The following is a 23,627-nucleotide window of genomic DNA, read 5'->3' on the forward strand; positions in this document are numbered from 1 at the left end:
TTAACGGAGGATTAAAGCGCGTCCGACGGCGGACTTTAAATTTCCGTCACAAATCAGCGGCTAAGATTTCGGAACCTATCACCGAGTTGGGTGTTGTCTTTCCCATTGAAGGAAGGAGACCGACATGGCTGCCAATACCGATGATATCAGAGCATCTGTCAGCAAGGACATCGCCGCACTCCAGCAGGAAGTCTCGCGCCTGCAGAAGATGATTTCCGCGCAGGGCGCCGAAGCCTATTACGAAGTGCGCGGCCGCGCCGGCAAGGCTTATGACGAAGCCCTGCCCCGGGCAAAGAACGCCGTCGCCCAGATCCGGGCAGAAGGTGTCGCTGCCGCCGACGCCGCCCGCGAGCATCCGACCGCAACGACCACGGCTCTGGTGCTTGCAGGCGCCATTGGCTTCATTGCCGGATACCTGCTTTCCGGTAGTCCGCAGCCGCAGCCTCGCCATTGGTGGCGCTGAACACGCCACATCCATCATAAACCGGCTTTTACGCACCCGCCGATCCGTTTTTCGGCAGGGTGCGTGAATGCTTATGTCTTAGAAAAACCAATTTTTAATGTGAGCTATGGGAACATAAAAAAATGAAGGGAGGACTACCATGGAAAACAAGCGGGCCAACTGCATTATCGAAGTCAGCGTCGACAGCGCCAATGGCCGCTATGCGGTCGGCATCATGAATATGCGCCAGGCACTCGATTTGCCGGAAATGCCTAGTCTGTCCTACACACATCCGGACCCGGTCAAGGCCGCCGCCGGTATCGTCGTCAGCCGTAAGGAACTGGCCGGCTTCATGGCCTGCCGCTGAGGCAGCGCCACCCTGTCAAGCCGTGACGGCGCTTTATCCCAAAGCGCTGGGCCTTTTTTTGCGGCGCCTGTTATTCCCCCTCGTTTTTCATTTGCCTTGCTGGCATCCTTGCGCCGTTCATGCCAAAAAAGCGGCACCAAAAGCAGGACAAGGATGACAGATGAGGGAGCGGCGCCCACCGCACAAGACGCGTGAGCGGACAAAGCCCGGAGATAACGCAGCGGCCAAGCGGGTCACCCTTCCCCGTGCCCTTTCCAAGCTCGGTTATTGCTCCCGCACGCAGGCCGAACGCCTGATTGCCGAAAATCGTGTTGCCGTCGACGGCCGTATCGTCAGCGATACCTCCGAATGGGTCGATCTTGCCAAGGTAAGCATCAGCATCAACGGCCTCGTCATTGCTGCCGAAGCGAAAATCTATCTGATGCTCAACAAGCCCCGCGGTCTCGTCACCACTCGCCACGATCCAGAAGGCAGGCCGACGGTCTATGATTGTCTCAGGGATTTCGACATCCCGCATCTCTCTCCCGTCGGCCGGCTCGACAAAGCGAGCGAGGGCCTGCTGCTTTTCACCAACGACACCGAATTCGCCCAGATCCTGCTCGATCCGGTCACGCATGTGACGAAGACCTATCATGTCCAGATCGACCGCCTCATGGACGACGAGGACATTGCCGCAATGACATCGGGCATCCGCCACGACGGCGAGTTGCTGACGGCGACCGCCGCGCGGCGCCTGCGCCAGGGCGACAGGAATTCATGGATCGAGGTCGAGCTCGACGAGGGCCGCAACCGCCAGATCCGCCGCATGCTGGAGGCGCTCGGAACCGAATGCTTGCGTCTCGTGCGCGTCGCAATCGGCGAGCTCGAACTCGGCGAACTGCCGAAAGGCGCCGTGCGCGCGCTGACCGAACCGGAATTGCAGGCGCTACGCCGGAGAACCGGCATGGAAAGGACGAGACGCAATTGACCGGTGTGACGGAGATGGCACCGCACGATTTCTGGCAGGAGATTCACCCGCCCGGCACCTTTGCCGTCGATGGGGAATTCGCCTCGTTCTATGTCGCCATGCTTGAAGACGGCCGCCAGCTTCGCCTGCCGATCCGTGAGCTGGCGGATGGCGATCACGCTCTCGCCTCGCTGATCGTCAACCAGGCAAGCTTCGCCGTGCTCGATGCGCTCGCCGAAAGCCTCGCCGAAAAGATCAGGCCCAAGAGCATCGATGTCGTCGCCGGCCTGCCGACGCTCGGCTTGACGCTGGCCGCCGCCGTGGCGCAGAAGCTCGGCCATAGCCGCTACGTTCCGCTCGGCACCTCGCGCAAATTCTGGTATCGCGACGAGCTCTCCGTCGCCCTGTCTTCGATCACCACGCCGACACAGCAGAAACGTCTCTATATCGACCCACGCATGCTGCCGCTGCTTCAGGGACGGCGTGTCGCCCTCATCGATGACGTCATTTCCAGCGGCGCCTCGATCGTTGCCGGCCTGCATCTGCTGATGGCCTGCGGCATCGAACCCGTCGTCATCGGTGCGGCCATGCTGCAATCGGAGCGCTGGCGCGAAAGCCTTGCAGCCGCCGGGCCGCAATGGAGCGCGTGCACCGTCGGCGTCTTCGCAACCCCCATCCTGCAGCGGGACGCCACGGGCCGGTGGCAGGCACCACCAGCCTGACGCGCGATATGAGGATTGCTCAACCCTCGCCTGAAGGCACCTCTGTACAGCGCATGAGGAACGATTACAGTCCCGCCTGATCGATGAAACAACGGACCCGCCCATGTCGTTCGAGCAAGCATCCCTGCTGATCCTTCTGCTGGCGATGCTCATTCTCTTGTCGCTCGATCGCATCCGCATCGAGGTGGTCTCGATCGCCGGACTGCTTGGCGGCTATGCGCTCGGCCTCTATCCCGCTGATCAGATTTTCACCGGCTTCGCCAGTCCCGTCGTCATCACCGTCGTCGAGATCCTGCTGATCGTCCAGGTGCTGGCGCGCACCAAGCTCTTCGACAGGCTCGCCGCCCGCTTCGCGGCCGCAAGACCCAGGGACTTCAAGGTCATCGCCGGCACTTCCGCGCTTGCCGGCTTCATGTCCATCTTCATGAACAATATCGGCGCCTTTGCGATCACCTTGCCGGTAACGCTACGTCTCGGCACGGCCCTGACGATCCCCCGCCGCCAGCTCGTCATGCCGGTCTCGTTCGCGGCCCTGCTCGGTGGCCTCGTTTCGCTGATCGGCACACCGGCCAACCTGCTCGTCAGCGATGCGCTCGCCAAGGCGACCGGAACCGGCTTTCACTTCTTCGATTTCGCTTATGTCGGCCTGCCGGTCGCCGTCGCCGGCATTCTGCTCATCGCCTTTCGCGTGCAGCGCCTGTTTCCGGAACCCGACGAAACACCGTCAACGACCTCTCCGGCTACGCGCCGCATCGTCGTCGAGCGCCGCATCCCCGACGTTTCGCCGCTGATCGGCGTGCGGCTTTCCGATTGTCCAGTGCGTTTCGGCATCAAGCCGCACGCGCTGATCCGCGACGACAATTTCGTCTTCGGTCCACTCGACCAGTTGGTGATCGAACCGGGCGACGTGCTGCTTGCCGAAGGCGCCGATACGGTCTTTGCCGGCCTTGCCGCCACACAGGCGTTGATCGCCGACGCCCACTCGGATGGTCTGCAGCCGGATTTAAGCCGTGTCGAAGCCGTCGTCATGCCGGAAAGCACGTTGGTCGGTTCGCGCGTGCGCTCGCTTGAAGTCTTCCATTCTCGTGGCGTTGCAGTCACCGCTCTTTCCATGCGCGCGCCGCGCATCGAGGGCCGCTTCCTCGACCTGCAATTGTCGATCGGCGATATATTGACGCTGGAGGGGCCACGCATTGCAATCGGAGAAGCGTTGGAGGAAAGCGAGTGCCTGCCGCTCGCCTCGACAGCAGCGGCCGAACCAGCCTTCTTCTCCTGGCGGCCCTTCGCGCTCTTTGCCTGCGGCGTCGCCGCCTCGGCGGCCGGCCTGCGTCCCGACGTCGCTTTTGCCGGCGTCGTACTCGTGCTCGCTTTGCTCAATCATCTGAACATCCGTCAGGCGATGGCCGATCTCAATTGGCCGATCATCATCATGCTGGCGGCGATGATCCCGATCGGCCAGGCGGTGGCCAGCACCGGAGCGGCCGAAACCATTGCCGGCTGGCTGAGCCTCGTCGTGCCGATCACTCATCCGCTCTCCGGCATCGCCCTCATCCTCTTCCTCGCCATGGCATTGACGCCTTTCGTCAACAACGCGACGGTCGCAATCATCCTGGCGCCGATCGCACTGGAATTCGCAAAAGCCGGCCGGCATACGCCGGACGCCTATCTGATCGCGGTCGCCGCCGGCGCGTCGCTCGATTTCCTGACGCCCTTCGGCCATCACAACAACACGCTGGCAATGGGCATCGGCGGCTACCGCTTCCGTGACTTCCTGCGCGCCGGCTGGCCGCTTGCCGTCACAACTTACGGCCTCGCCCTGCTTCTTACCGGTCTGTTCTGGCTGTGAGATACGCGATCGGCTTGACTTCCCCAGCAATGAAACTAGAGCAGGAAGTCTTCACCCAATAATGAAGGACAGTCGAGCGCCGTGCGAATTCTCTCCGAAGCCCATTTCCCGGAATTGCCGAACTATTATCGCGGCAAGGTGCGCGAGAATTACGATCTTCCGGACGGACGCCGGATTATTATCAGCACCGACCGGCTGAGCGCCTTCGACCGCATTCTCACCTGCATCCCCTATAAGGGCGAGGTGCTGACGCAGACAGCGCGCTACTGGTTCGAGGCGACGAAGGACATCTGCCCGAACCACGTTCTCGACTATCCCGATCCGAATGTCGTCATCGGCAAGCGGCTCGACATCCTGCCGGTCGAGATCGTCGTGCGCGGTTATCTCGCCGGCACCACCGGCACCTCGATCCTGACGCTTTATAAAAAGGGTGAGCGCGACATGTACGGCATGCGTCTGCCCGATGGCATGCGCGACAACCAGATCCTGCCCGAACCTGTCATCACGCCGACCAGCAAGGAATTCGACGGCGGCCACGATGAACCGCTGACGCCGGCCGAAATCGTCACGCGTGGCCTTCTGACGAAAGAGCAATGGCAGACGCTGTCGACATATGCGCTCGCCCTCTTTGCCCGCGGCCAGGAGGTGGCGGCGAAAAACGGGCTGATCCTGGTCGATACCAAATACGAGTTCGGCACCGACGGTGACGGCAACATTATCCTCGCCGACGAGATCCATACGCCGGACAGCAGTCGCTACTGGCTTGCCGCAAGCTATCCGGCAAGCTTTGCCGCCGGGAAACGCCCGGAAAGTTTCGACAAGGATTTCGTTCGCGCCTGGGTGGCGGAGCGCTGCGACCCCTATAAGGACGAGATCCCGGAAATCCCCGCCGAACTGATCGAGCAGACCTCGGCCGTCTATATCAAAGCCTACGAGGCGATCACCGGCGAGCGCTTTGTCCCAGATGATAGCGGCGAGACGCCGCTTGCCCGTGTCCGAAACAACCTCGCTCCCTATTTTCCTTGAAAAGGCGACAGACGAAAGCCGCCGGCCCGATCATCAGCTTGCGGCATTCCTTCCAATCGCGCTAGCATCGAAAAAAGGGGTATCGGGCTCAGCCCGGCGGGGAACAGATGGTAAGAAGGCCAAGACGCAAGGCCGAGGAAACGCGGGAAGACATTCTCTCCATGGCGGAGATGCTGTTTCGCGAGCGCGGCTTCGTTGCGGTGTCGATCGCCGATATCGCCGGCGCGCTCCACATGTCGCCCGCCAATGTCTTCAAGCATTTCCGTTCCAAGGTCGCGCTGGTCGATGCGATCGCCGGACGCCATCTCGACGATGCCGCCGAGCGCTTCGCCGCCTTCGATGAGAAGCTGCCGCCGAGGGAACAACTGCTCCGCTTCATCCTGCGCCTGCTGGAAAGCCACCTGCAGGACATCCAGAAGAACCCTTACATCTTCGAAATGGTGCTTTCGACGATTGAAGCCAAACTCGAGGCCGGCAATCGCTATCGCGCCCGCATCGAAGCGAAGCTCGGCGAAATCATCCGCGAAGGCATGGCGGAGGGACGTTATCATTGCCGCGATCCAAAGAGCGCGGCACATACGGTCGCAGATGTCCTGGCCTGCGTGCTGCACCCTGTCATGATCGCCCGCGACGACAAGGAGACGCTCGTGCATCGCGCCGAAAAAATCGTGTGTTTCGTCGATGCCGCACTGCAAAATAGCGCTTGCTAAGTGATGATTGCTGAATTACGTCACTTCGTAAAGCTTTTCTTAAATTCGGATAACGGCATTTGAAGCCAAACCAATCCTGACGCTTATATAAGCCTGCGCTCGGCCCAGCCGAGCCCGTGGGCCGAGCGCGTGGATTGAACGGCGATTGCCACCGCACAGGAATTCAGCATGATACGGCGTGCCCTCCTCATCTCCTCGGCTCTGGCATTCGCAGCCCTTCTCGCCGCCTGCAGCGACAATGGCTCCAAGCCCGCCGGCAATGCGGGCGCAGGCGCGGCACAACAGGCGTCCCCCGTCGGCGTGATCACGCTGACCAAGGGCACGTTCCCGATCACCACGATCCTGCCCGGCCGTGCCGAGACATTTCAGACAGCCGATATCCGGCCGCAGGTGAGCGGCCTCATCCGTGAGATCGCCTTCAAGGAAGGCGGCGAAATCAAGAAGGGCGACCTTCTCTACCAGATCGAGGATGCACCCTATATCGCTGCCGTCGAGCAGGCCAAGGCGGCAATCTCCAAGGCGCAAGCCAGCGTGCCGAGCGCTGAAAGCAATCTCGACCGCTACCAGCGCCTCGTCGGCAGTGGCGCCACCCAGATCGAATTCGAAACTGCCAAGACGACGCTGCTCCAGGCCAAGGCGGAAGTCGAGTCGGCAAAGGCCTCGCTTTCCGCTGCACAGATCGACCTCGACCACACCAGGATCGTCGCCCCTTTCGATGGCATCATCGACCAGACGGCCGTTAATGTCGGCAACGTCGTCTCTGCCAACCAGACGACGGCGCTGACGACGATCCGCCAGCTCGATCCGATCTACATCTCGCTGACGGAATCGAGCACCAACCTCTTGAAGCTGCGCGATGCGATGGCCGCTGGCGACATCAAGGGCGAAGCCAATGTCGTCTTCCATCTGATCCTCGAAAACGGCAAGGAATACAACCAGCAGGGCAAGCTCGACATGTCGAAGCAGGTGGTCAGCGAGACCACCGGCACATTCATCATCCGCGTGCTCTTTCCCAATCCCGACCGTATCGTGCTGCCGGGCATGTATGTCCGCGCAACCGTCGAGCTCGGCGCCGAGGCCGGTTATTCGCTCCCGCAGCTGGCGACGAGCCGTGACGCCAACGGCCGGCTGACGGCACAATTCGTTTCCGCCGACGGCAAGGTCGAAACCCGCGCCTTTGAGAACAGCTCGCCCTCCAACAATTCCTGGCTCGTGACCGACGGCATCAAGGACGGCGATCAGCTGATCGTCAGCGGCCTGCAGTCGATCACCGCAGGTATGCCGGTGAAGCCGGTCCCGATGAAGATCAACGACAACGGCGTGGTCGTGCCTGCCGAGCAGCCCGCGGCCGGTGACGCGCAGAAGCCTGCAGCGAAGTAATCGCTGAGCCCCGCTCGTCACCGTCTCAGCCGCACAGGAACAACCGATGGCCAAGTTTTTCATCCGACGTCCGATTTTCGCCTGGGTCATTGCGATCACCATCATGCTCGCCGGCCTGCTGGCGATCTTCACGCTGTCGATCTCGCAATATCCCGACATCGCCCCGACGACGGTTCGCATCAACGCCACATATCGCGGTGCCAGCGCCGAGACTGTCGAGAAATCGGTGACGACGATCATCGAGGATGGCATGACCGGCCTCGACGATCTCACTTATATGACCTCGACCTCATCGACGGGTTCGGCCAGCATACAGCTCACCTTCGGAACGAGCGCCGACCCCGATATCGCCCAGGTGCAGGTGCAGAACAAGCTGCAGCTGGTTCAGTCGCAGCTTCCAAGCGACGTCATCGATGCCGGCATCAGCGTCACCCGCTCGACCTCGAGCATCCTTCTCGTCGGCTCGCTTGTTTCGACCGACGGCAAACGCAACTCCGTCGACCTTGGCAATATCATGTCGACCTCGATCGAGGATCAGATCCAGCGCCTGGAAGGCGTCGGCAGCATCAATGTCTTCGGTTCGGGATACGCCATGCGCGTCTGGCTCGATCCGTTCAAGCTGCTGAAATACCAGTTGACGCCGAGCGACGTGACGTCAGCCATCCAGGCGCAGAACACCCAGGTCTCCGTCGGTTCGCTCGGCGCCCAGCCGACTATCCCCGGCCAGCAGATCAACGTCACCATCACCGCCCAAAGCCAGCTGACTACCGTTGCCGATTTCGAGCACATCATCCTGAAGGTCGAAAAGGACGGCGCGACGGTGCGCTTGAGCGACGTCTCGCGCATCGAGATCGGCCAGGAAAGCTACGGCGGCAGTTCGCGGTACAACGGCCAGCCGTCGACCGGTTTTGCCGTCAACCTTGCGATCGGCGCCAACGCCATCGATACCGCCGCCCGCGTGCGCTCCGCCCTCGAGGTCATCGGCCGCGGCCTGCCGGCAGGCGTGGAGATCACCTATCCCTACGACACCACGCCCTTCGTAGAACTGTCGATCGAGAAGGTCGTGCATACGCTGATCGAGGCGATCGTACTCGTCTTCGTGGTGCTGCTCGTCTTCCTGCAGAACCTGCGGGCGACGCTGATCCCGACGATTGCCGTTCCCGTGGTGCTGCTCGGCACATTCGGGGTGCTGGCGGTCACTGGCTACTCGATCAATACCTTGACGATGTTCGCCATGGTGCTGGCAATCGGCCTTCTCGTCGACGACGCCATCGTCGTCGTCGAAAACGTCGAACGCATCATGTCCGAAGAAAAGCTTTCGCCGCTCGAAGCGACGGAAAAATCGATGGGCGAGATCACCGGCGCCATCGTCGGCATCGCGCTCGTCCTCACCGCCGTCTTCATTCCGATGGCCTTCTTCGGCGGTTCGACCGGCATCATCTATCGCCAGTTCTCGATCACCATCGTCTCGGCCATGCTGCTGTCGGCGCTGGTCGCCCTCGTGCTGACGCCCGCACTTTGCGCCACGATGCTGAAGCCGGTCGGCGAACACAGGAAGCACCGCGTCGGCGACTGGTTCAACCGCAACTTCACGCGCTCGACCAACGGCTATATCAGCGCCATCGGCTATCTGCTGAAACGGCCGATCCGCGTCATGCTCGTCTTCCTTCTGGTCGGCGCCGGTTGCGCCTATCTCTTCACCCGCCTGCCGAGCTCCTTCCTGCCGCAGGAAGACCAGGGCGTGCTGCTGACCATCGTCACCACGCCGCCGGGCTCGACCACGCAGCAGACCCAGGCAGTCGTCGAAAAGGTCGAGAAATATTATCGTGAAAACGAGAAGGACGCCGTCGATTCCGTATTCGGCGCGCTCGGCTTCGGCTTTAGCGGTTCCGGCCAGAACAGTGCCATCGTCTTCACCAAGCTCAAGGATTTCGCACAGCGCACCGATCCGACGCTGAGCGCTCAATCGGTCGTCAACCGTGCGCTGCGCAGCTTCTTTGCGATCCGCGAGGCGCAGGTCTTCGCGCTGCTGCCGCCGGCGATCCAGGGTCTCGGCGTGTCGAGCGGCTTCTCCATGTATCTCGTCGACACAGGCGGCCACGGCAACGACGCCCTGACGGCCGCCTCCAAGCGGCTGATCCAGATGGGCAATAGCTCGGGCAAGATCGTGGCGCTGCGCAGCAGCAACAAGGAAGTCGAGCCGCAGATGCGCATCGTGCTCGATCAGGAGAAGATCGGCGCCATGGGCGTCGACATCGCCTCGGTCAATTCGATGCTGTCGATCATCTTCACCGGCCGCGACGTCAACGACTTCACGCTCAACGGTGAGATCAAGCCGGTCTACGTCGAGGGGGATGCGCCCTTCCGCATGCAACCGAGCGACCTCAACCACTGGTACGCCCGCAACAATGACGGCGAAATGGTGCCCTTCTCCGCCTTCACCCGCACGGAGTGGGTGAAGGGTGCGCCCTCGCTTGCCCGCTTCAACGCCGTCAGCGCCATTCCGCTTGACGGCGCATCTGCTCCCGGGGTTTCCTCCGGCGATGCGATGAACGAAATGGAGGCACTGACCAATGAGCTCGGCGGCGGTTATACGGTCGCCTGGCAGGGCATCTCCTATCAGGAGCGGCTATCCGGTTCGCAGGCGCCGATGCTCTACGCGATCTCAGTGCTGGTCGTCTTCCTCTGCCTGGCAGCGCTTTACGAAAGCTGGTCGATCCCGTTCTCGGTGATCATGGCGGTACCTGTCGGCATCCTCGGGGCGCTGACGGCGGCAACCCTGTTCGGCCAGGCGAACGACGTCTATTTCAAGGTCGGCTTGCTCACAACCATCGGGCTGGCGGCGAAGAACGCCATCCTGATTGTCGAATTCGCCAAGGACCGCATGGAAAGCGGCATGGGGCTCTACGAGGCGACATTGGAAGCGGCGCGATTGCGCCTGCGGCCTATCATCATGACCTCGCTTGCCTTCATTCTCGGCGTCGTGCCGCTGGCGATCGCGACAGGCGCGGGCTCGGCGGCACAGAATGCCATCGGCATCGGCGTTCTCGGCGGCATGCTGGCGGCGACAATGCTCGGAATTTTCTTCGTGCCGTCGTTTTTCGTCGTCATTCGACGCATCTTTGCCACACGCGGCAAAAATGCGGCAGGACTGTGATATAAATGCACTGTGATAATGCAGTTGCCGTTGCTACATTGCGCCCGAATGCTTCGGAATGGTGTTTTTGGTAGAACGAGGCGCGGCGGCCGATAGTGAAGCATGAAGCTTTGGACAAGAATTGACTTGCTCGAGTACAGGATGAAATGAATGGTATCTCTTCGTTTTGCCACACCGGCATTATTGTTATTGTTGTCGGGCTGCGTTGTGGGCCCGGATCATGTTCCTCCTGAGATGCCGCTGCCCGCCAAATTCGGAGAGGGTGGAACCAAGAGCGATGGCGATGTTACCACCGTGGCCTGGTGGAGCGCCTTCAGAGACCGCAAGCTTGACGGCCTCGTCCAGTCCGGCCTGGACCAGAACCTGTCAATCCAGCAGGCAATCGAACGCATAAATGCGGCGTCCGCCAACGTCACCGTCGCAGGAGCCGGCGCCCTGCCGAACCTGACCGTCGGCGCCTCGCACACGATCAGCGGCCAGAAGGGCGAGCTGCGCACGCAGTTCGACACGCGCAACACCAGCGGCGGCGAAGCACAGCTGACCTGGCTGCTCGATATTTTCGGCCTCTACAAGCGCAACACCGAGAGCGCTCTCGCTTCGCTCGATTCTGCTTACGCATCGGCAGACGTTGCCAAGCTGACCCTCGTGCAGGACCTGGTCTCGAGCTATATCGACGTTCGCTATTATCAGCAGCGCCTGGCGCTTTCGAAGGCCAACCTGAAGTCCCGTCAGGAAACTTACGAACTGACCAAGTTCCAGCTAGAAGCCGGCGCCGCCTCGCGGCTCGACGTCGTTCAGGCCGAAGGCCTGGTGCAGTCGACGCTCGCCGAAATTCCCGGCCTCGAAACCAACATACGCATTTCGGCCCATCACATCGCCACGCTGCTCGGCCTGCCGGCCGCAACCCTTGTCGATGATCTGCTGAAGGGCTATGGCCAGCCGGTATTCCGCGGCGGCATCACCTCCGGCATCCCGGCCGACCTGATCCGCAACCGTCCCGACATCCGAGTGGCGGAACGCGACCTCGCGGCCGCAACGGCCCAGATCGGCGTGGCCCAGGCGCAGCTCTATCCGAGCATATCGCTCAGCGGCTCGATCTCGCCGGCCTACATCAACCAGCGTGGCATCCATGGCGGCCTGACGCCCTGGTCCTTCGGCCCCACCCTCAACCTGCCGATCTTCGATGGCGGTACCCTGCGCGCCGGCGTGAAGACGGCGCAGTCCAATGCCGCGACGGCCTATCTCAACTGGAAGTCGACGGTACTGACCGCAATTGAACAGGTCGAGAATGCACTTTCGGCTGTCCGGCGCGACGCCCGCACGGTTTCGGCGCTTCAAGCCCAGGTGAAGACCACGCAGGAAACGCTCGAACTTTCGACCGCATCCTATAAGGACGGTGCTTCTTCGCTGCTCGACGTTCTTGACGCCCAGCGCCAGGTTTCGCTCGCCCAGGCAAGCCTTGCCGCAGCCGTCCAGCAGATGGCCAAGGACTACGTATCGCTGAACATCGCAGTCGGCGGCGGCTTCGCCCCCGGCGGCAAGACCACCGCACCGGCGGCGAAGGTTGTGGCCGTCAGGGGCTGACAGCTGCTTCAATCGACCTGAGAAGTACAAAGCCTCGCGATCGTCTCGCGGGGCTTTTTCTTATCCGCGGCGTGCCGCAACCGAATAATTGCGCATAAGATGAATTCGGATTCGACATGCGGAAAAAGCCGAGCTATTAATCTGATTAAACGATTAATCAGAATGATCGTCAGTCATGACAGCATCGCGCCCGGGACCGAACCTCAACAGGATAGCGACGTCGCTCGGCGTCTCCGTCGCCACGGTCTCCAATGCGCTTTCCGGCAAAGGCCGGGTCTCCGGTCAATTGGTCGAACGAATTCGCGAGCATGCAGCCGAGCTCGGTTACGTCCCGAGCCAGGCCGGCCGGGCGCTGCGGACCGGCCGCAGCGGCGTTCTCGGCCTGGTGCTGCCCGATATAGCCAATCCGCTGTTCCCGAAGATCGCACAGGCGATCGAATTCGCCGCCTCCGCCGCCGGTTACGGCGTCCTGATCGCCGATTCCCGCGGCGATGTCGCCGCCCAGACCGAGGCGATCAACCGGCTGGTCGAGCGCGGCGTTGACGGCATGGTCATCATTCCCCGCCGCGGCACCCGCATTTCGTCCGCCGCCTGTCCCGTCGCCATCATCGACACTCCCTCGACGCCTGGCAACACCGTTTCCGCCGACCACTGGCAGGGCGGGCTCGAAATCGCCGGCCATCTCGCAGGCCTCGGCCATCGCCGTATCCTCATCATCGGCAACAATCAGGAATCCAACGTCCAGAACGACCGCGCCGGCGGCATCCGCTCCGGCATGCGCCCGGGCATGCATTCGGAAACCCTGTGGATCGACCAGTTGGAGCAGGAGAACGGCAGCGGCTGCCCGCTCGGTCTCGCCGAAAAGGTCAGCCAAGGTTTCACCGCCTTCGCAGCCCTTTCCGACCTGCAGGCGCTGCGCGCGCTGACGGAGTTGCAGCAGGCGGGCATCAACATTCCCACCGATGTCAGCGTCACCGGCTTCGACGACCTCATCTGGTCGTCTGTTGTTACGCCGTCGCTGACGACGGTCCGGATGGACATGGATAGGATTGCCGAAATTGCCGTGTCGGCGCTGGTGGATACCATAAAAACAAGCAGCATCCGGGAGGGCGTGCTTGTTACCGCGAAGATCAAACGCGTCGCCATGCAGCTGATCGTCCGTCAATCATCCGGGCCTGCGAAACCGCCACAAAAGACTTCAGAGATGGAGAACATGTAAGATGAAAAAAGCTTTCATTGCCTCGGCAACCCCCCTCCTCGATACCGCGCTCGCCTTCGATCTGCCGGTTGCCGACGCGGCAAGCCTCAAACGGTTCGGGTGAAATCATGGGCGTCTGGATCGACACTGACATGGGCTTCGACGACATCGCCGCCATTCTGGTGGTGGTGCAGTCTGAATTCGAGATCGACGGTCTATCGCTGGTCTTCGGCAATACGCCGCTGCCGCAGGTGAGGATAAACGCCGCCGGCGCCGCCAGTGCCTTCGGCTGGAAATTCCCCATCCACACCGGCCGCGCCATGCCCGTGCTCGGCAAGCTCGAAACCGCTCAGGCGATCCTCGGTGAAACCGGCATCCCCACGTCAGGCAAGAGCCTGCCGAAGGCAGCAGCCCCTGCCGAAAGCGACGCCTTCGCAGCACTCTGCCGTTGGCTGGAGCGTAAAGGCCAGCACCGCATCCTGGCGCTTGGCCCGCTCACCAACATCGCCGCCGTGGCGCTTGCCCGGCCCGATCTTGCCGCCCGCATCACCGAACTCGTCTGGATGGGCGGCGGTGTCACATCAGGCAACCATACGGCCTCCGCCGAATTCAATGCGCTTGCTGATCCCGAGGCCCTGTCGATCGTCATCGCCCACGGCCTGCCGCTGCGCATGGTCGATCTCGACCTCTGCCGCAAGGTGCTGGCAAGACCCGAGGATGCCGAGCCGGTGCGCAATGCCGGCGGCGCCAATGCCGAACTCATCGCCGATATGCTCTCGGGTTATATCCGCATCGGCACCAGCCGCGGCCGCCCGGCCATGGCAATCTACGACCCTTCCGCCGCCGTCGCCTTCGTCGCTCCAGATATCGTCAGCTTCCGCCCCGCCCGTATCGACGTCGAGCTACAGGGCGCCTTGACCCGTGGGCGCACCGTTGTCGAGACCCGCGCCACGCATGCGACCTTCAATGCCCAATTCGCCGCCGACATCGATGCCGACATGGCGCGTGTCATCATTCTCACCGCTTTGGTCAACGAGGCCCGCAAATGAACGCCATTCCGCGTCAAGAACCCGCCGATCTCAATGATCCCGCCTTGCGCGCCCGCGCCGTCGCTGCTGCGCGCGGCGATGCCCCCTTCGACATGCTGATCACCGGCGGCCGGCTGCTCGATGCGGTGACGGGCCTGATCCGGCAAGCCGATATCGGCCTCGTCGGCGCGCTGATATCAAGCGTCCATGCCCCGGCAAGCCGCACGGATGCCGCCGAGGTCATCGATGCTGCGGGCAGTATCCTGACACCCGGCCTGATCGACACGCACATGCATATCGAAAGTTCGATGGTGACACCCGCCGCATATGCGAGCGCCGTCTTGCCGCGCGGCGTCACCACGATCGTCTGGGATCCGCATGAATTCGGCAACGTCCATGGGCTCGACGGCGTGCGCTGGGCGATCGAGGCGGCGCGCAGCCTGCCGCTGCGCGTCATCCTGCTCGCGCCCTCCTGCGTGCCCTCCGCGCCGGGCCTGGAACAGGCCGGCGCCGATTTTGATGCCTCCGTCATCGCCGAGATGCTGCACTCCGCCGCCATCGGCGGCGTCGCCGAAGTCATGAACATGCGCGGCGTCATCGACGGCGATCCGCGCATGACTGATATCGTCAATGCCGGCCTTGCCGCCGGCAAGCTCGTCTGCGGCCACGCCCGTGGCCTCGAAGGCGCAGATCTCAACGCCTTCATGGCATCGGGCATCACCTCCGACCATGAATTGACCTCCGGCGCCGATCTCCTCGCCAAGCTTACCGCCGGCCTGACGATCGAACTGCGCGGCTCGCACGACCACCTGCTGAAGGAGTTCGTCGAGGTGCTGAACGGTCTCGGCCATCTGCCCCCGACCGTCACGCTCTGCACCGACGACGTCTTTCCCGACGAACTCCAGGAAGGCGGCGGCCTCGACGACGTCATCAGGCGCCTGGTGCGCTACGGCATGAAGCCGGAATGGGCCATCCGCGCCGCGACCTTCAACGCCGCACACCGTCTGCAGCGTTCCGATCTCGGCCTCGTCGCCGCCGGCCGCCGTGCCGATATCGTGCTCTTCGAAGACCTCGCGGAATTCCGGGCGCGGCTCGTCATATCAGGCGGCCGTATCGTTGCCCGCAACGGCAGCATGGAGGCGGCCGTCCAGCAGATTGATACGGCACCGCTTGTCAATTCGGTGAAGCTGCCGCCGCTGACCGAGAATGATTTCCGCATTCCGGCGAAGGGCGAGCGCGTCCGCGTCGCCACCATCGACCGCCCGCGCTTCACGCAATGGGGCGAGGCCGAAACCGAGGTCAGGGACGGTTTCGTCGTGCCGCCGGCCGGCAGCGCCATGATTTCAGTCGCCCATCGCCACGGCAAAGCAGATGCTACCCCGCGTATCGGCTTCCTCACCGGCTGGGGTGAATGGCGCGGCGCCTTCTGTACCACCGTTTCGCACGACAGCCACAACCTCACCGTCTTCGGCGGCAATGCGGGCGACATGGCGCTCGCCGCCAACGCTGTCATATCAGCCGGCGGCGGCATGGCGGTCGCCAAAGACGGCAGGATCGAGGCGCTCCTCCCGCTGCCGCTCTCCGGCCTGGTGACGGATACATCGCTGAAGGACACCGCCCTGGCCTTCGCCGGCATCCGCAACGCGATGGAAAAAATCGTCGACTGGAAACCACCCTATCGGGTCTTCAAGGCCTGCTTCGGCGCAACACTCGCCTGCAATGCCGGCCCGCACCAGACCGATCGTGGGATTGCCGATGTGGTGACCGGCAAGGTGCTGGAAAGTCCTGTTCTAAGTTAGATAGTGAGAGCACATGCCGTCCGAAAACCGCTTTCCCTTTTCGGCATCATGCTCTGAGATCTTGTAGACCGCGGAAAGCGCAGCTCCGCCAGCAAGCGTGCCGTGTGCCCCCAACGCCTAACCGGTCGAACTATGCGCCGTTACGGCAAATCCCGGTATGGGTTGTTCGATGAGGTTGACCGCAGCCAGCCCGTCGGGTCCTGCTGCCGTCATTTTCGGTACCTGGTTCGGATCGTTGTTGCAAATCATTCTCAATTGCACAATACTCGAAGTAAGGGTCGTCAAGCATCTTTTGCAAATCATTCTGAATCGCAACTTGTTCGACTCTCCGCGGCATTTGCAATTCGGTCGCAATAGCAGAAAGAGGGGAAATATATGTTCTATAGGGAAAGACGGTCGGTCCTGGCCGGAATGATAGGGGTGGCATTTGCGGCCGTGCTGGTTGCCTTTCCCGCCGTTGCCCAACAGACAACCAATTCGAAGTTCAAGGTGGTGACGACCTTCACGGTGATTGCCGACATGGCAAAAAACGTGGCCGGTGATGCCGCGATCGTGGAATCGATCACCAAGCCGGGCGCGGAGATCCACAATTATGCGCCGACGCCGGGCGACCTCCAGCGGGCCCAAGGTGCACAGCTCATTATCTGGAACGGGCTCAATCTCGAGCGCTGGTTCGAAAAGTTCTTCCAGAACCTGCACGACGTCCCCGGTGCCGTCGTCTCCGATGGCATCGAACCGATGGGCATCTCGGAAGGCCCCTACGAAGGCAAGCCCAATCCCCATGCCTGGATGTCGCCGAAGAACGCCCTGATCTACGTCGACAATATCCGTGATGCTTTCGCAAAGTATGATCCGGCGAATGCGGAGACCTACAAGGCTAACGCCGAGGCCTACAAGCAGAAGATCGAAGCGACGATCACTCCAATCCGCGCCACCCTCGACAAAATTCCCGAGGACAAGCGCTGGCTGGTCTCGAGCGAGGGCGCCTTTTCCTATCTTGCACGCGATTTCGGGCTGAAGGAACTCTATCTCTGGCCGATCAATGCCGACCAGCAAGGCACGCCCCAACAGGTTCGCAAGGTGATCGATGCGGTCGAGGAAAACAAGATTCCAACCGTCTTCAGCGAAAGCACCGTTTCCGATAAACCGGCCCGGCAGGTGGCGCGCGAAACCGGCGCGCATTATGGCGGCGTACTCTATGTCGACTCGCTGAGCGAAGCCGACGGCCCGGTGCCAACCTATATCGATCTTCTGCGCGTGACCTCCGATACCGTTGCGAAGGGTCTCGCCGATGGGTTGTCGCAATGACCGTGCTTAACAGTCTTGTCCGCCCCGCATCCTCGGATGCGGGATCGGGGATCACGGTGAAGGATGCGACCGTCACTTACCGCAACGGACATACGGCCCTGAGGGATGCGAGCTTCCAGATCCCCACGGGCACGATCGCCGCGTTGGTCGGTGTCAACGGTTCAGGCAAGTCGACGCTCTTCAAGTCGATCATGGGTTTCGTGCGTCTCGCCAGGGGCCACATTCGCGTGCTTGGCATGCCGGTCGAAGAGGCGCTGCGCAAGAACCTCGTCGCCTATGTGCCGCAATCGGAAGAAGTCGACTGGAACTTCCCGGTGCTGGTCGAGGATGTCGTGATGATGGGCCGCTACGGCCACATGGGCATGATGCGCATCCCGAAGGCCGCAGACCACGAGGCAGTGGCGTCCGCGCTCGCCCGCGTCGCCATGAGCGAGTTTCGCAAGCGCCAGATCGGCGAACTCTCCGGCGGCCAGAGGAAGCGGGTCTTCTTGGCGCGCGCACTGGCGCAGGACGGCCGGGTCATTCTGCTCGATGAACCCTTTACCGGCGTCGACGTAAAAACCGAGGACCAGATCATCAAGCTCCTGCGCGAACTGCGGGATGAAGGCCGCGTCATGCTGGTCTCCACTCACAGTCTCGGCTCCGTGCCGGAGTTCTGCGACCGGACCATCCTGATCAAGGGCACGGTGCTCGCCTACGGCCCGACCGTCGAGACTTTTACGCAGGAAAATCTGGAAAAGGCATTTGGCGGCGTGCTGCGACATTTCGTGTTGAGCGAAGCGCAGAACGGCAGGCCAACGTCGATCGGCGTCATACCCGATGATGAGCGCCCGCTGATCCTGCAGGGTGGCGAAGCGACTGCCCGGAGGTCCGATAGTGTCAACGGGGGCCGGGAATGATAGCCGACCTCCTGCAACCCTTCACCTACGAATACATGCTCAATGCCATGTGGGTGTCCGCCCTTGTCGGCAGCGTCTGCGCTTTCCTCTCCTGTTATCTGATGCTGAAAGGCTGGTCGCTGATCGGCGACGCGCTCTCGCACGCGATCGTTCCCGGCGTTGCCGGCGCCTATATGCTTGGACTTCCCTTTTCGATCGGAGCCTTCTTTTCCGGAGGGCTCGCTGCCGCAGCGATGCTTTTCCTCAACCAGCGCACCAGGCTGAAGGAAGATGCCATCATCGGCCTGATCTTCTCCTCCTTCTTCGGGCTGGGCCTGTTCATGGTTTCGCTCAAGCCTATGGCGGTCAACATCCAGACGATCGTGCTCGGCAACATTCTCGCCATCACGCCCGAGGATACGCTGCAACTCGCCATCATCGGCTTCGTGTCGCTCACCGTCCTGCTCGTCAAATGGAAGGACCTGATGGTCACTTTCTTCGATGAGAGCCATGCCCGATCGATCGGTCTCAATCCGACCGCTCTCAAGGTCATTTTCTTCACGCTGCTGTCTGCCTCCACCGTCGCGGCGCTGCAGACCGTCGGTGCATTCCTCGTCATCTGCATGGTGGTGACGCCCGGAGCGACCGCCTATCTGCTGACCGACCGCTTCCCGCGGCTGCTTGTGATCGCGGTCATCATCGGATCGATGACCAGTTTCGTCGGCGCTTATGCGAGTTACTTCCTCGATGGCGCGACAGGCGGCATCATCGTCGTGCTGCAGACGGCAATCTTCCTGATCGCGTTCTTCTTCGCACCCAAACACGGCATGCTGGCGGCGCGCAGACGCGCCGCGCAGGCGCTGGAGGCAGCGCCATGAACATGGTCGAGACGCTTCTTTCGCCTTTCCAGTTCGGCTTCATGGTCAATGCGCTGGTGATCTCGGTGCTGGTCGCAATCCCGATGGCGCTGTTGTCCTGCTTCCTGGTTCTGAAAGGCTGGTCTCTGATGGGAGACGCCATCAGCCACGCCGTCTTTCCCGGCGTTGTCATCGCCTATATCGTCGGCATACCCTTCGCGATCGGCGCCTTCGTGGCCGGCATGTTTTGCGCTATCGCCACCGGTTTCCTGAAAGATAACAGCCGTATCAAACAGGATACGGTGATGGGCATCGTCTTCTCCGGCATGTTCGGGCTCGGACTGGTTCTTTATGTGAAGATCCAGTCCGACGTGCATCTCGACCACATCCTGTTCGGCGACATGCTCGGTGTCTCCTGGCGCGACATCGGGCAGTCGGCCGTCATCGCTGCGATTACAGCTGTCATTCTTGGTGTGAAATGGAAGGACTTCCTGCTGCACGCCTTCGACCCCGCCCAGGCGAGAGCGGTGGGCCTCAGGATCAACCTGCTGCATTACGGCCTTCTCGCCCTCATCTCGCTGACGATCGTCGGCGCCTTGCAGGCGGTAGGCATCATCCTTTCGATCGCCATGCTGATTGCGCCGGGAGCCATCGCCTTCCTGCTCACCCGCAAGTTCAGCACGATGCTGCTCCTCTCCGTCGCCATTGCCGTGATCGGTTCCTTTGTCGGCGTCTACCTGTCCTTCTTCATCGACAGCGCGCCGGCGCCGACCATTGTGCTTGTGCTGGCGATCGGCTTCGTGTGCGCCTTCATCCATGCCACGCGCGGGACAGCAAGGGTTGAGGAATCGCCGATGGATTGATGGACATTGACGAATGTAACAATTTGAACTGCTGCCTAATTCCTAAAACCGATTCCGATTTAGGCAATTAGGCAGCAGATAATCAAACCTTCAATTCTCGCTCGACCAGCGCCACCCAATAGGCCGCCCCATATCCCAGCGCTTCATCGTTGAAATCATAGGCCGTGTTGTGATGCAGAGCCCCATCCACTGCCGGGCCGTTGCCGAGCCAGACGTAACAGCCCGGCGCGTTCTGGGCGAAGAAGGCGAAATCGTCGCCTGCCGTCGACGGGGGAAAGCTTGTCTGCACCTTCCCGCCGAAGACCGAGCCGGCCACTGCCAGCGCCCGTGCGGTCGCATCCGCGTCATTGATGACAGGCGGAATCCGCCGCTCGAATACATAGTCCACAGCAATTCCGTACATGGCCGCAGTGCCATGCGCCAATCGTCCGATCTCGGTCTCCAACTGGTCGCGCACATTGGGTGAATAGGCCCGCGCCGTCCCACCGATCTCGACGATATCAGGAATGACGTTCAGCGCCTTCGGGTCGCCCGCCTGCAGGAAACAGGCGCTGACGACGGCCGGCTGCAGCGGGTCGACCACCCGTCCGACGATCGTCTGCAGTGATGACAGGAAGGTGCCGGCGGCCGTGATCGGATCGCGGCCGAGATGCGGCTTGGCGCCGTGCGTGCCGGTCCCACGGAAGGTCATGCGCCAGCTGTCGGAGGAGGCAAGCTGCGACCCCTCGACCACGGCGATCTCATCGACCGCAAGCCCGGGCATGTTATGCAGCCCATAGACGGCATCGCAGGGGAAAAGCGTGAACAGCCCCTCCTCGACCATGCGCCTTGCTCCGCCTCGCCCTTCCTCGGCCGGCTGGAAGATGAAATGCACCGTGCCGGAAAAATCCCGCGTTGCCGCAAGATGCCGCGCGGCGCCAAGCAGCATCGCCGTATGACCGTCATGGCCGCAGGCATGCATCTTTCCGGGCACGGTCGATTTATAGGGCCGCTCCGCCATTTCAGGCATGGCGAGCGCATCCATGTCGGCGCGCAGCCCGATCCTGCGTTTGCCGTTGCCGAGCTGCAGCATGCCGACCACGCCGGTGCCGCCGAGACCGCGATGCACCGTGATGCCGGCTTCCTCGAGAAGCCTCGCAACGATGCCGGCGGTGCGCTCCTCCTCGAAACCGAGTTCGGGATGGGCATGCAGGTCGCGGCGCAAGGCGGTCAGAAACGGCAGATCGTCCTTGATCCGGGCGGGAATGCTCATCGGGCAATGCTCCTGGGGCCTGGATATCCTGTCATGCGAAACGGGCGCCCAATCGGCGCCCGCATCAGATCATTCTTTGTTTATCAAACGACCCACAAGTTCAACCCCAGAACAGGATGATTTTAGGCCGTCCCAAAAATCTGAATCCTGTTCTCAATTAAAGAGTTAGAGCATGATATCGTCCGAAAACCGCTCACACTTTCGACATCATGCTCTACGCCTCCTCGACGAACACCTCCTCGCGCTTCTTCTTGACGCTCGGCAGGAAGACGACGATCAGCACGGCGACCGCAATGGCGAGAAGAGTGGCGCTGATCGGCCGCGTGACGAAGGTGGTCGGATCGCCGCGCGACAGGATCATCGCGCGCCGGAGGTTCTCTTCGAGTAGAGGCCCAAGCACGAAGCCGAGCAGAAGCGGCGCGGGTTCGCAGCGAAGCTTCGCCAGCACGTAGCCGATAAGCCCGAAGAAGGAGACGGCGTAGAGATCGTAGACGTTGGCGTTGACGCTGTAGACCCCGATCGAGCAGAAGGCCATGATGATCGGGAAGAGCACGTAGTAGGGCACGGTCAAGAGCTTCACCCAGAGCCCGATCAGCGGCAGGTTGAGGATGACCAGCATCAGGTTGCCGATCCACATCGAGGCGATGATGCCCCAGAACAGCGCCGGCTGCTCGGTGGCGACGTTCGGACCGGGCACGATGCCCTGGATGATCATCGCCCCGACCATCAGCGCCATCACGGGGTTGGCGGGAATGCCGAGCGTCAGCAGCGGAATGAACGAGGTCTGCGCGCCGGCATTGTTTGCCGATTCCGGCCCTGCGACGCCGGCAACCGCACCCTTGCCGAATTCCTCCGGCGTCTTCGACATCCGCTTTTCCACCGTATAGGAGGCGAAGGAGGCAAGGATGGCGCCACCGCCCGGCAGGATGCCGAGCGCCGAACCGATCGCCGTACCGCGAATGACCGGTGCGATCATCTCCTTGAATTCCTGGCGGGACGGCAAAAGGCCGGTGACCTTGGCCATCAGCACCGTGCGTGTCGACTCGCCCTCGAGGTTGCGCAGGATTTCGGCCACCCCGAACACGCCGACGGCAAGCGCCACGAAGTTCAGCCCGTCGGCATATTCACGGATGCCGAGCGTGAAGCGCGGTGTGCCGGTATAGATGTCGGTGCCGACGAGGCCGAGTAGCAGCCCGAGCGCCACCATCGCCAGCGCCTTGACGACAGAACCATGCGCGAGAGCGATCGAGGAAACGAGGCCGACGATCATCAGCGAGAAATATTCCGCCGAGCCGAATTGCAGCGCGATTGCGGTGAGCGGCGGCGCGAAGATCGCGACCAGGAAGGTTGACACGGTACCGGCGAAGAACGAGCCGAGCGCCGCGATTGCAAGCGCTGCCCCCGCCCTGCCCTTGCGGGCCATCTGGTAGCCGTCGATCGCGGTGACGGCCGAGGAGGATTCGCCCGGCATGTTGATCAGGATCGCCGTCGTCGAGCCGCCATACTGGGCGCCGTAATAGATGCCGGCGAGCATGATCAGCGAGGAAACCGGTTCGAGCTGGAAGGTGATCGGCAAAAGCATGGCGATCGTCGCCGTGGCGCCGATCCCGGGCAGCACGCCAATCAGCGTGCCGAGCAGCACGCCGATCAGGCAGAAGAACAGGTTTTCCGGAGTGCCGGCTGTTGCAAAGCCGAGCGCAAGATTGCTGAAAAGATCCATCATCGTCTCCTAGAACCGGACCCAGGGGCCGAAGCGCTCGAACGGCAGCCCGAGCCCGTAGCTGAAGACCCCAACCGAAAAGATCGTCAGCAGCAGCGACAGCACGATCGCGAGGAATACGTTCATCTTTTGCGATGCGAAGCAGGCGATGAAGGCGGTGAGGAACAGTGACGGTGCAAATCCCAGACCGCGCACCGTCAGCCCGAAGAATACCGGTGCCGGCAGGATGAAGAGCATGCCGCGCCAGGCAAACGCGTCGATCGGCTCGCCCTCGACGCGGAGGGCCTGAATGAAGATGATCGCGCCGAGAAGCACGAGCACCGCGGCAAGCACCAGCGGAAAATAACCGGGCCCCATGCGCACTGCCGTGCCGAGGTCGAGCCCCAGCGACTGGATGGCGAAGAAAGCGCCGGTCGCGATGAAAAGCGCGCCGCAAATCGCATTGGTGGTATCGAAACTGATGGATTTCATGGTGTCTCCTGGGGAGATGGTTCGTGCTGCTGCGATTGCCCTCATCCGTCTGCCGGCACCTTCTCACCGCATG

At 62.0% G+C, this 23,627-nt stretch carries 20 protein-coding genes; 17 read left to right on the forward strand and 3 right to left on the reverse strand.

What is annotated here, in order from left to right; genetic code table 11:
* Positions 1–124: 124 nt before the first annotated feature.
* From RLCC275e_RS17490 to RLCC275e_RS17570, 17 genes are all read left to right on the forward strand, one after another.
* Positions 125–463: a hypothetical protein gene (locus tag RLCC275e_RS17490; protein WP_033179791.1), complete on the forward strand. Its 339-nt coding sequence runs from the start codon at positions 125–127 to the stop codon at positions 461–463.
* Positions 464–602: 139 nt separating this feature from the next.
* Positions 603–809 (forward strand): hypothetical protein, encoded by a 207-nt coding sequence (locus tag RLCC275e_RS17495; protein ID WP_003542611.1) that lies wholly within the window; start codon positions 603–605, stop codon positions 807–809.
* Positions 810–969: 160 nt separating this feature from the next.
* Complete coding sequence (locus RLCC275e_RS17500; protein ID WP_033179790.1) at positions 970–1,776, forward strand: pseudouridine synthase; 807 nt, start codon at positions 970–972, stop codon at positions 1,774–1,776.
* Positions 1,777–1,790: 14 nt separating this feature from the next.
* Positions 1,791–2,477 carry a phosphoribosyltransferase gene (locus tag RLCC275e_RS17505; protein WP_033180627.1) on the forward strand — a complete coding sequence of 229 codons (687 nt, stop codon included), beginning with the start codon at positions 1,791–1,793 and terminating at the stop codon, positions 2,475–2,477.
* 103 nt (positions 2,478–2,580) lie between these two features.
* The gene (locus tag RLCC275e_RS17510) at positions 2,581–4,323 is read left to right on the forward strand and encodes an SLC13 family permease (protein WP_033179789.1); all 1,743 of its coding nucleotides are present in this window, start codon (positions 2,581–2,583) and stop codon (positions 4,321–4,323) included.
* An 81-nt stretch (positions 4,324–4,404) separates the two neighbouring features.
* Positions 4,405–5,349: a phosphoribosylaminoimidazolesuccinocarboxamide synthase gene (locus RLCC275e_RS17515; RefSeq protein ID WP_033179788.1), complete on the forward strand. Its 945-nt coding sequence runs from the start codon at positions 4,405–4,407 to the stop codon at positions 5,347–5,349.
* A 107-nt stretch (positions 5,350–5,456) separates the two neighbouring features.
* Complete coding sequence (locus RLCC275e_RS17520; protein ID WP_033179787.1) at positions 5,457–6,059, forward strand: TetR/AcrR family transcriptional regulator; 603 nt, start codon at positions 5,457–5,459, stop codon at positions 6,057–6,059.
* 168 nt (positions 6,060–6,227) lie between these two features.
* A complete protein-coding gene (locus RLCC275e_RS17525; protein ID WP_033179786.1) occupies positions 6,228–7,439 on the forward strand; it encodes an efflux RND transporter periplasmic adaptor subunit in 1,212 nt (403 codons plus the stop codon).
* Between the two features lie 46 nt (positions 7,440–7,485).
* Positions 7,486–10,596, forward strand: coding sequence for an efflux RND transporter permease subunit (locus RLCC275e_RS17530; protein WP_033179785.1), 3,111 nt, complete (start codon positions 7,486–7,488; stop codon positions 10,594–10,596).
* A 150-nt stretch (positions 10,597–10,746) separates the two neighbouring features.
* Positions 10,747–12,180 carry an efflux transporter outer membrane subunit gene (locus RLCC275e_RS17535; RefSeq protein ID WP_033179784.1) on the forward strand — a complete coding sequence of 478 codons (1,434 nt, stop codon included), beginning with the start codon at positions 10,747–10,749 and terminating at the stop codon, positions 12,178–12,180.
* A 175-nt stretch (positions 12,181–12,355) separates the two neighbouring features.
* Positions 12,356–13,399, forward strand: a complete 1,044-nt coding sequence (locus RLCC275e_RS17540; protein ID WP_033179783.1) for a LacI family DNA-binding transcriptional regulator — start codon at positions 12,356–12,358, stop codon at positions 13,397–13,399.
* Positions 13,400–13,506: 107 nt separating this feature from the next.
* Positions 13,507–14,427, forward strand: coding sequence for a nucleoside hydrolase (locus RLCC275e_RS17545; protein ID WP_033179782.1), 921 nt, complete (start codon positions 13,507–13,509; stop codon positions 14,425–14,427).
* On the forward strand, positions 14,424–16,205 hold the full coding sequence (locus RLCC275e_RS17550) for an adenine deaminase (RefSeq protein ID WP_033179781.1): 1,782 nt from the start codon (positions 14,424–14,426) through the stop codon (positions 16,203–16,205). Before RLCC275e_RS17545 ends, RLCC275e_RS17550 begins: the two co-directional genes overlap by 4 nt.
* A gap of 375 nt (positions 16,206–16,580) precedes the next feature.
* Positions 16,581–17,513, forward strand: a complete 933-nt coding sequence (locus RLCC275e_RS17555) for a metal ABC transporter substrate-binding protein (protein WP_033179780.1) — start codon at positions 16,581–16,583, stop codon at positions 17,511–17,513.
* Positions 17,510–18,412, forward strand: coding sequence for a manganese/iron ABC transporter ATP-binding protein (locus tag RLCC275e_RS17560; RefSeq protein WP_033179779.1), 903 nt, complete (start codon positions 17,510–17,512; stop codon positions 18,410–18,412). The genes RLCC275e_RS17555 and RLCC275e_RS17560 overlap by 4 nt, the downstream gene beginning before the upstream one ends.
* A complete protein-coding gene (sitC, locus tag RLCC275e_RS17565; RefSeq protein WP_033179778.1) occupies positions 18,409–19,269 on the forward strand; it encodes an iron/manganese ABC transporter permease subunit SitC in 861 nt (286 codons plus the stop codon). Before RLCC275e_RS17560 ends, sitC begins: the two co-directional genes overlap by 4 nt.
* A complete protein-coding gene (locus tag RLCC275e_RS17570; RefSeq protein WP_033179777.1) occupies positions 19,266–20,111 on the forward strand; it encodes a metal ABC transporter permease in 846 nt (281 codons plus the stop codon). Before sitC ends, RLCC275e_RS17570 begins: the two co-directional genes overlap by 4 nt.
* Positions 20,112–20,193: 82 nt before the next feature.
* Here the strand turns inward: RLCC275e_RS17570 and RLCC275e_RS17575 are convergent, their stop codons facing one another.
* The 3 genes from RLCC275e_RS17575 to RLCC275e_RS17585 all read right to left on the reverse strand — a co-directional run bounded on the left by RLCC275e_RS17575 (position 20,194) and on the right by RLCC275e_RS17585 (position 23,554).
* Positions 20,194–21,363 (reverse strand): M20 aminoacylase family protein, encoded by a 1,170-nt coding sequence (locus tag RLCC275e_RS17575; RefSeq protein WP_033179776.1) that lies wholly within the window; start codon positions 21,361–21,363, stop codon positions 20,194–20,196.
* 214 nt (positions 21,364–21,577) lie between these two features.
* Entirely contained in the window at positions 21,578–23,083 is a 1,506-nt protein-coding gene (locus tag RLCC275e_RS17580) for a tripartite tricarboxylate transporter permease (RefSeq protein ID WP_033179775.1), read from the reverse strand.
* Between the two features lie 9 nt (positions 23,084–23,092).
* Positions 23,093–23,554: a tripartite tricarboxylate transporter TctB family protein gene (locus RLCC275e_RS17585; RefSeq protein ID WP_033179774.1), complete on the reverse strand. Its 462-nt coding sequence runs from the start codon at positions 23,552–23,554 to the stop codon at positions 23,093–23,095.
* Positions 23,555–23,627 lie beyond the last annotated feature (73 nt).

Origin of the sequence: Rhizobium brockwellii (assembly GCF_000769405.2) — a bacterium.
Lineage (GTDB): Bacteria > Pseudomonadota > Alphaproteobacteria > Rhizobiales > Rhizobiaceae > Rhizobium > Rhizobium brockwellii.

Excerpts from the sequence above, each read along its gene's own strand:
- RLCC275e_RS17525 (WP_033179786.1), top strand. The coding sequence starts at position 6,228 with ATGATACGGCGTGCCCTCCTCATCTCCTCGGCTCTGGCATTCGCAGCC.
- RLCC275e_RS17560 (WP_033179779.1), top strand. The coding sequence starts at position 17,510 with ATGACCGTGCTTAACAGTCTTGTCCGCCCCGCATCCTCGGATGCGGGA.
- sitC (WP_033179778.1), top strand. The coding sequence starts at position 18,409 with ATGATAGCCGACCTCCTGCAACCCTTCACCTACGAATACATGCTCAAT.
- RLCC275e_RS17545 (WP_033179782.1), top strand. The coding sequence starts at position 13,507 with ATGGGCGTCTGGATCGACACTGACATGGGCTTCGACGACATCGCCGCC.
- RLCC275e_RS17550 (WP_033179781.1), top strand. The coding sequence starts at position 14,424 with ATGAACGCCATTCCGCGTCAAGAACCCGCCGATCTCAATGATCCCGCC.
- RLCC275e_RS17535 (WP_033179784.1), top strand. The coding sequence starts at position 10,747 with ATGGTATCTCTTCGTTTTGCCACACCGGCATTATTGTTATTGTTGTCG.
- RLCC275e_RS17570 (WP_033179777.1), top strand. The coding sequence starts at position 19,266 with ATGAACATGGTCGAGACGCTTCTTTCGCCTTTCCAGTTCGGCTTCATG.
- RLCC275e_RS17505 (WP_033180627.1), top strand. The coding sequence starts at position 1,791 with ATGGCACCGCACGATTTCTGGCAGGAGATTCACCCGCCCGGCACCTTT.
- RLCC275e_RS17490 (WP_033179791.1), top strand. The coding sequence starts at position 125 with ATGGCTGCCAATACCGATGATATCAGAGCATCTGTCAGCAAGGACATC.
- RLCC275e_RS17575 (WP_033179776.1), bottom strand. The coding sequence starts at position 21,363 with ATGAGCATTCCCGCCCGGATCAAGGACGATCTGCCGTTTCTGACCGCC.
- RLCC275e_RS17495 (WP_003542611.1), top strand. The coding sequence starts at position 603 with ATGGAAAACAAGCGGGCCAACTGCATTATCGAAGTCAGCGTCGACAGC.
- RLCC275e_RS17530 (WP_033179785.1), top strand. The coding sequence starts at position 7,486 with ATGGCCAAGTTTTTCATCCGACGTCCGATTTTCGCCTGGGTCATTGCG.
- RLCC275e_RS17510 (WP_033179789.1), top strand. The coding sequence starts at position 2,581 with ATGTCGTTCGAGCAAGCATCCCTGCTGATCCTTCTGCTGGCGATGCTC.
- RLCC275e_RS17585 (WP_033179774.1), bottom strand. The coding sequence starts at position 23,554 with ATGAAATCCATCAGTTTCGATACCACCAATGCGATTTGCGGCGCGCTT.
- RLCC275e_RS17520 (WP_033179787.1), top strand. The coding sequence starts at position 5,457 with ATGGTAAGAAGGCCAAGACGCAAGGCCGAGGAAACGCGGGAAGACATT.
- RLCC275e_RS17555 (WP_033179780.1), top strand. The coding sequence starts at position 16,581 with ATGTTCTATAGGGAAAGACGGTCGGTCCTGGCCGGAATGATAGGGGTG.
- RLCC275e_RS17580 (WP_033179775.1), bottom strand. The coding sequence starts at position 23,083 with ATGGATCTTTTCAGCAATCTTGCGCTCGGCTTTGCAACAGCCGGCACT.
- RLCC275e_RS17500 (WP_033179790.1), top strand. The coding sequence starts at position 970 with ATGAGGGAGCGGCGCCCACCGCACAAGACGCGTGAGCGGACAAAGCCC.
- RLCC275e_RS17540 (WP_033179783.1), top strand. The coding sequence starts at position 12,356 with ATGACAGCATCGCGCCCGGGACCGAACCTCAACAGGATAGCGACGTCG.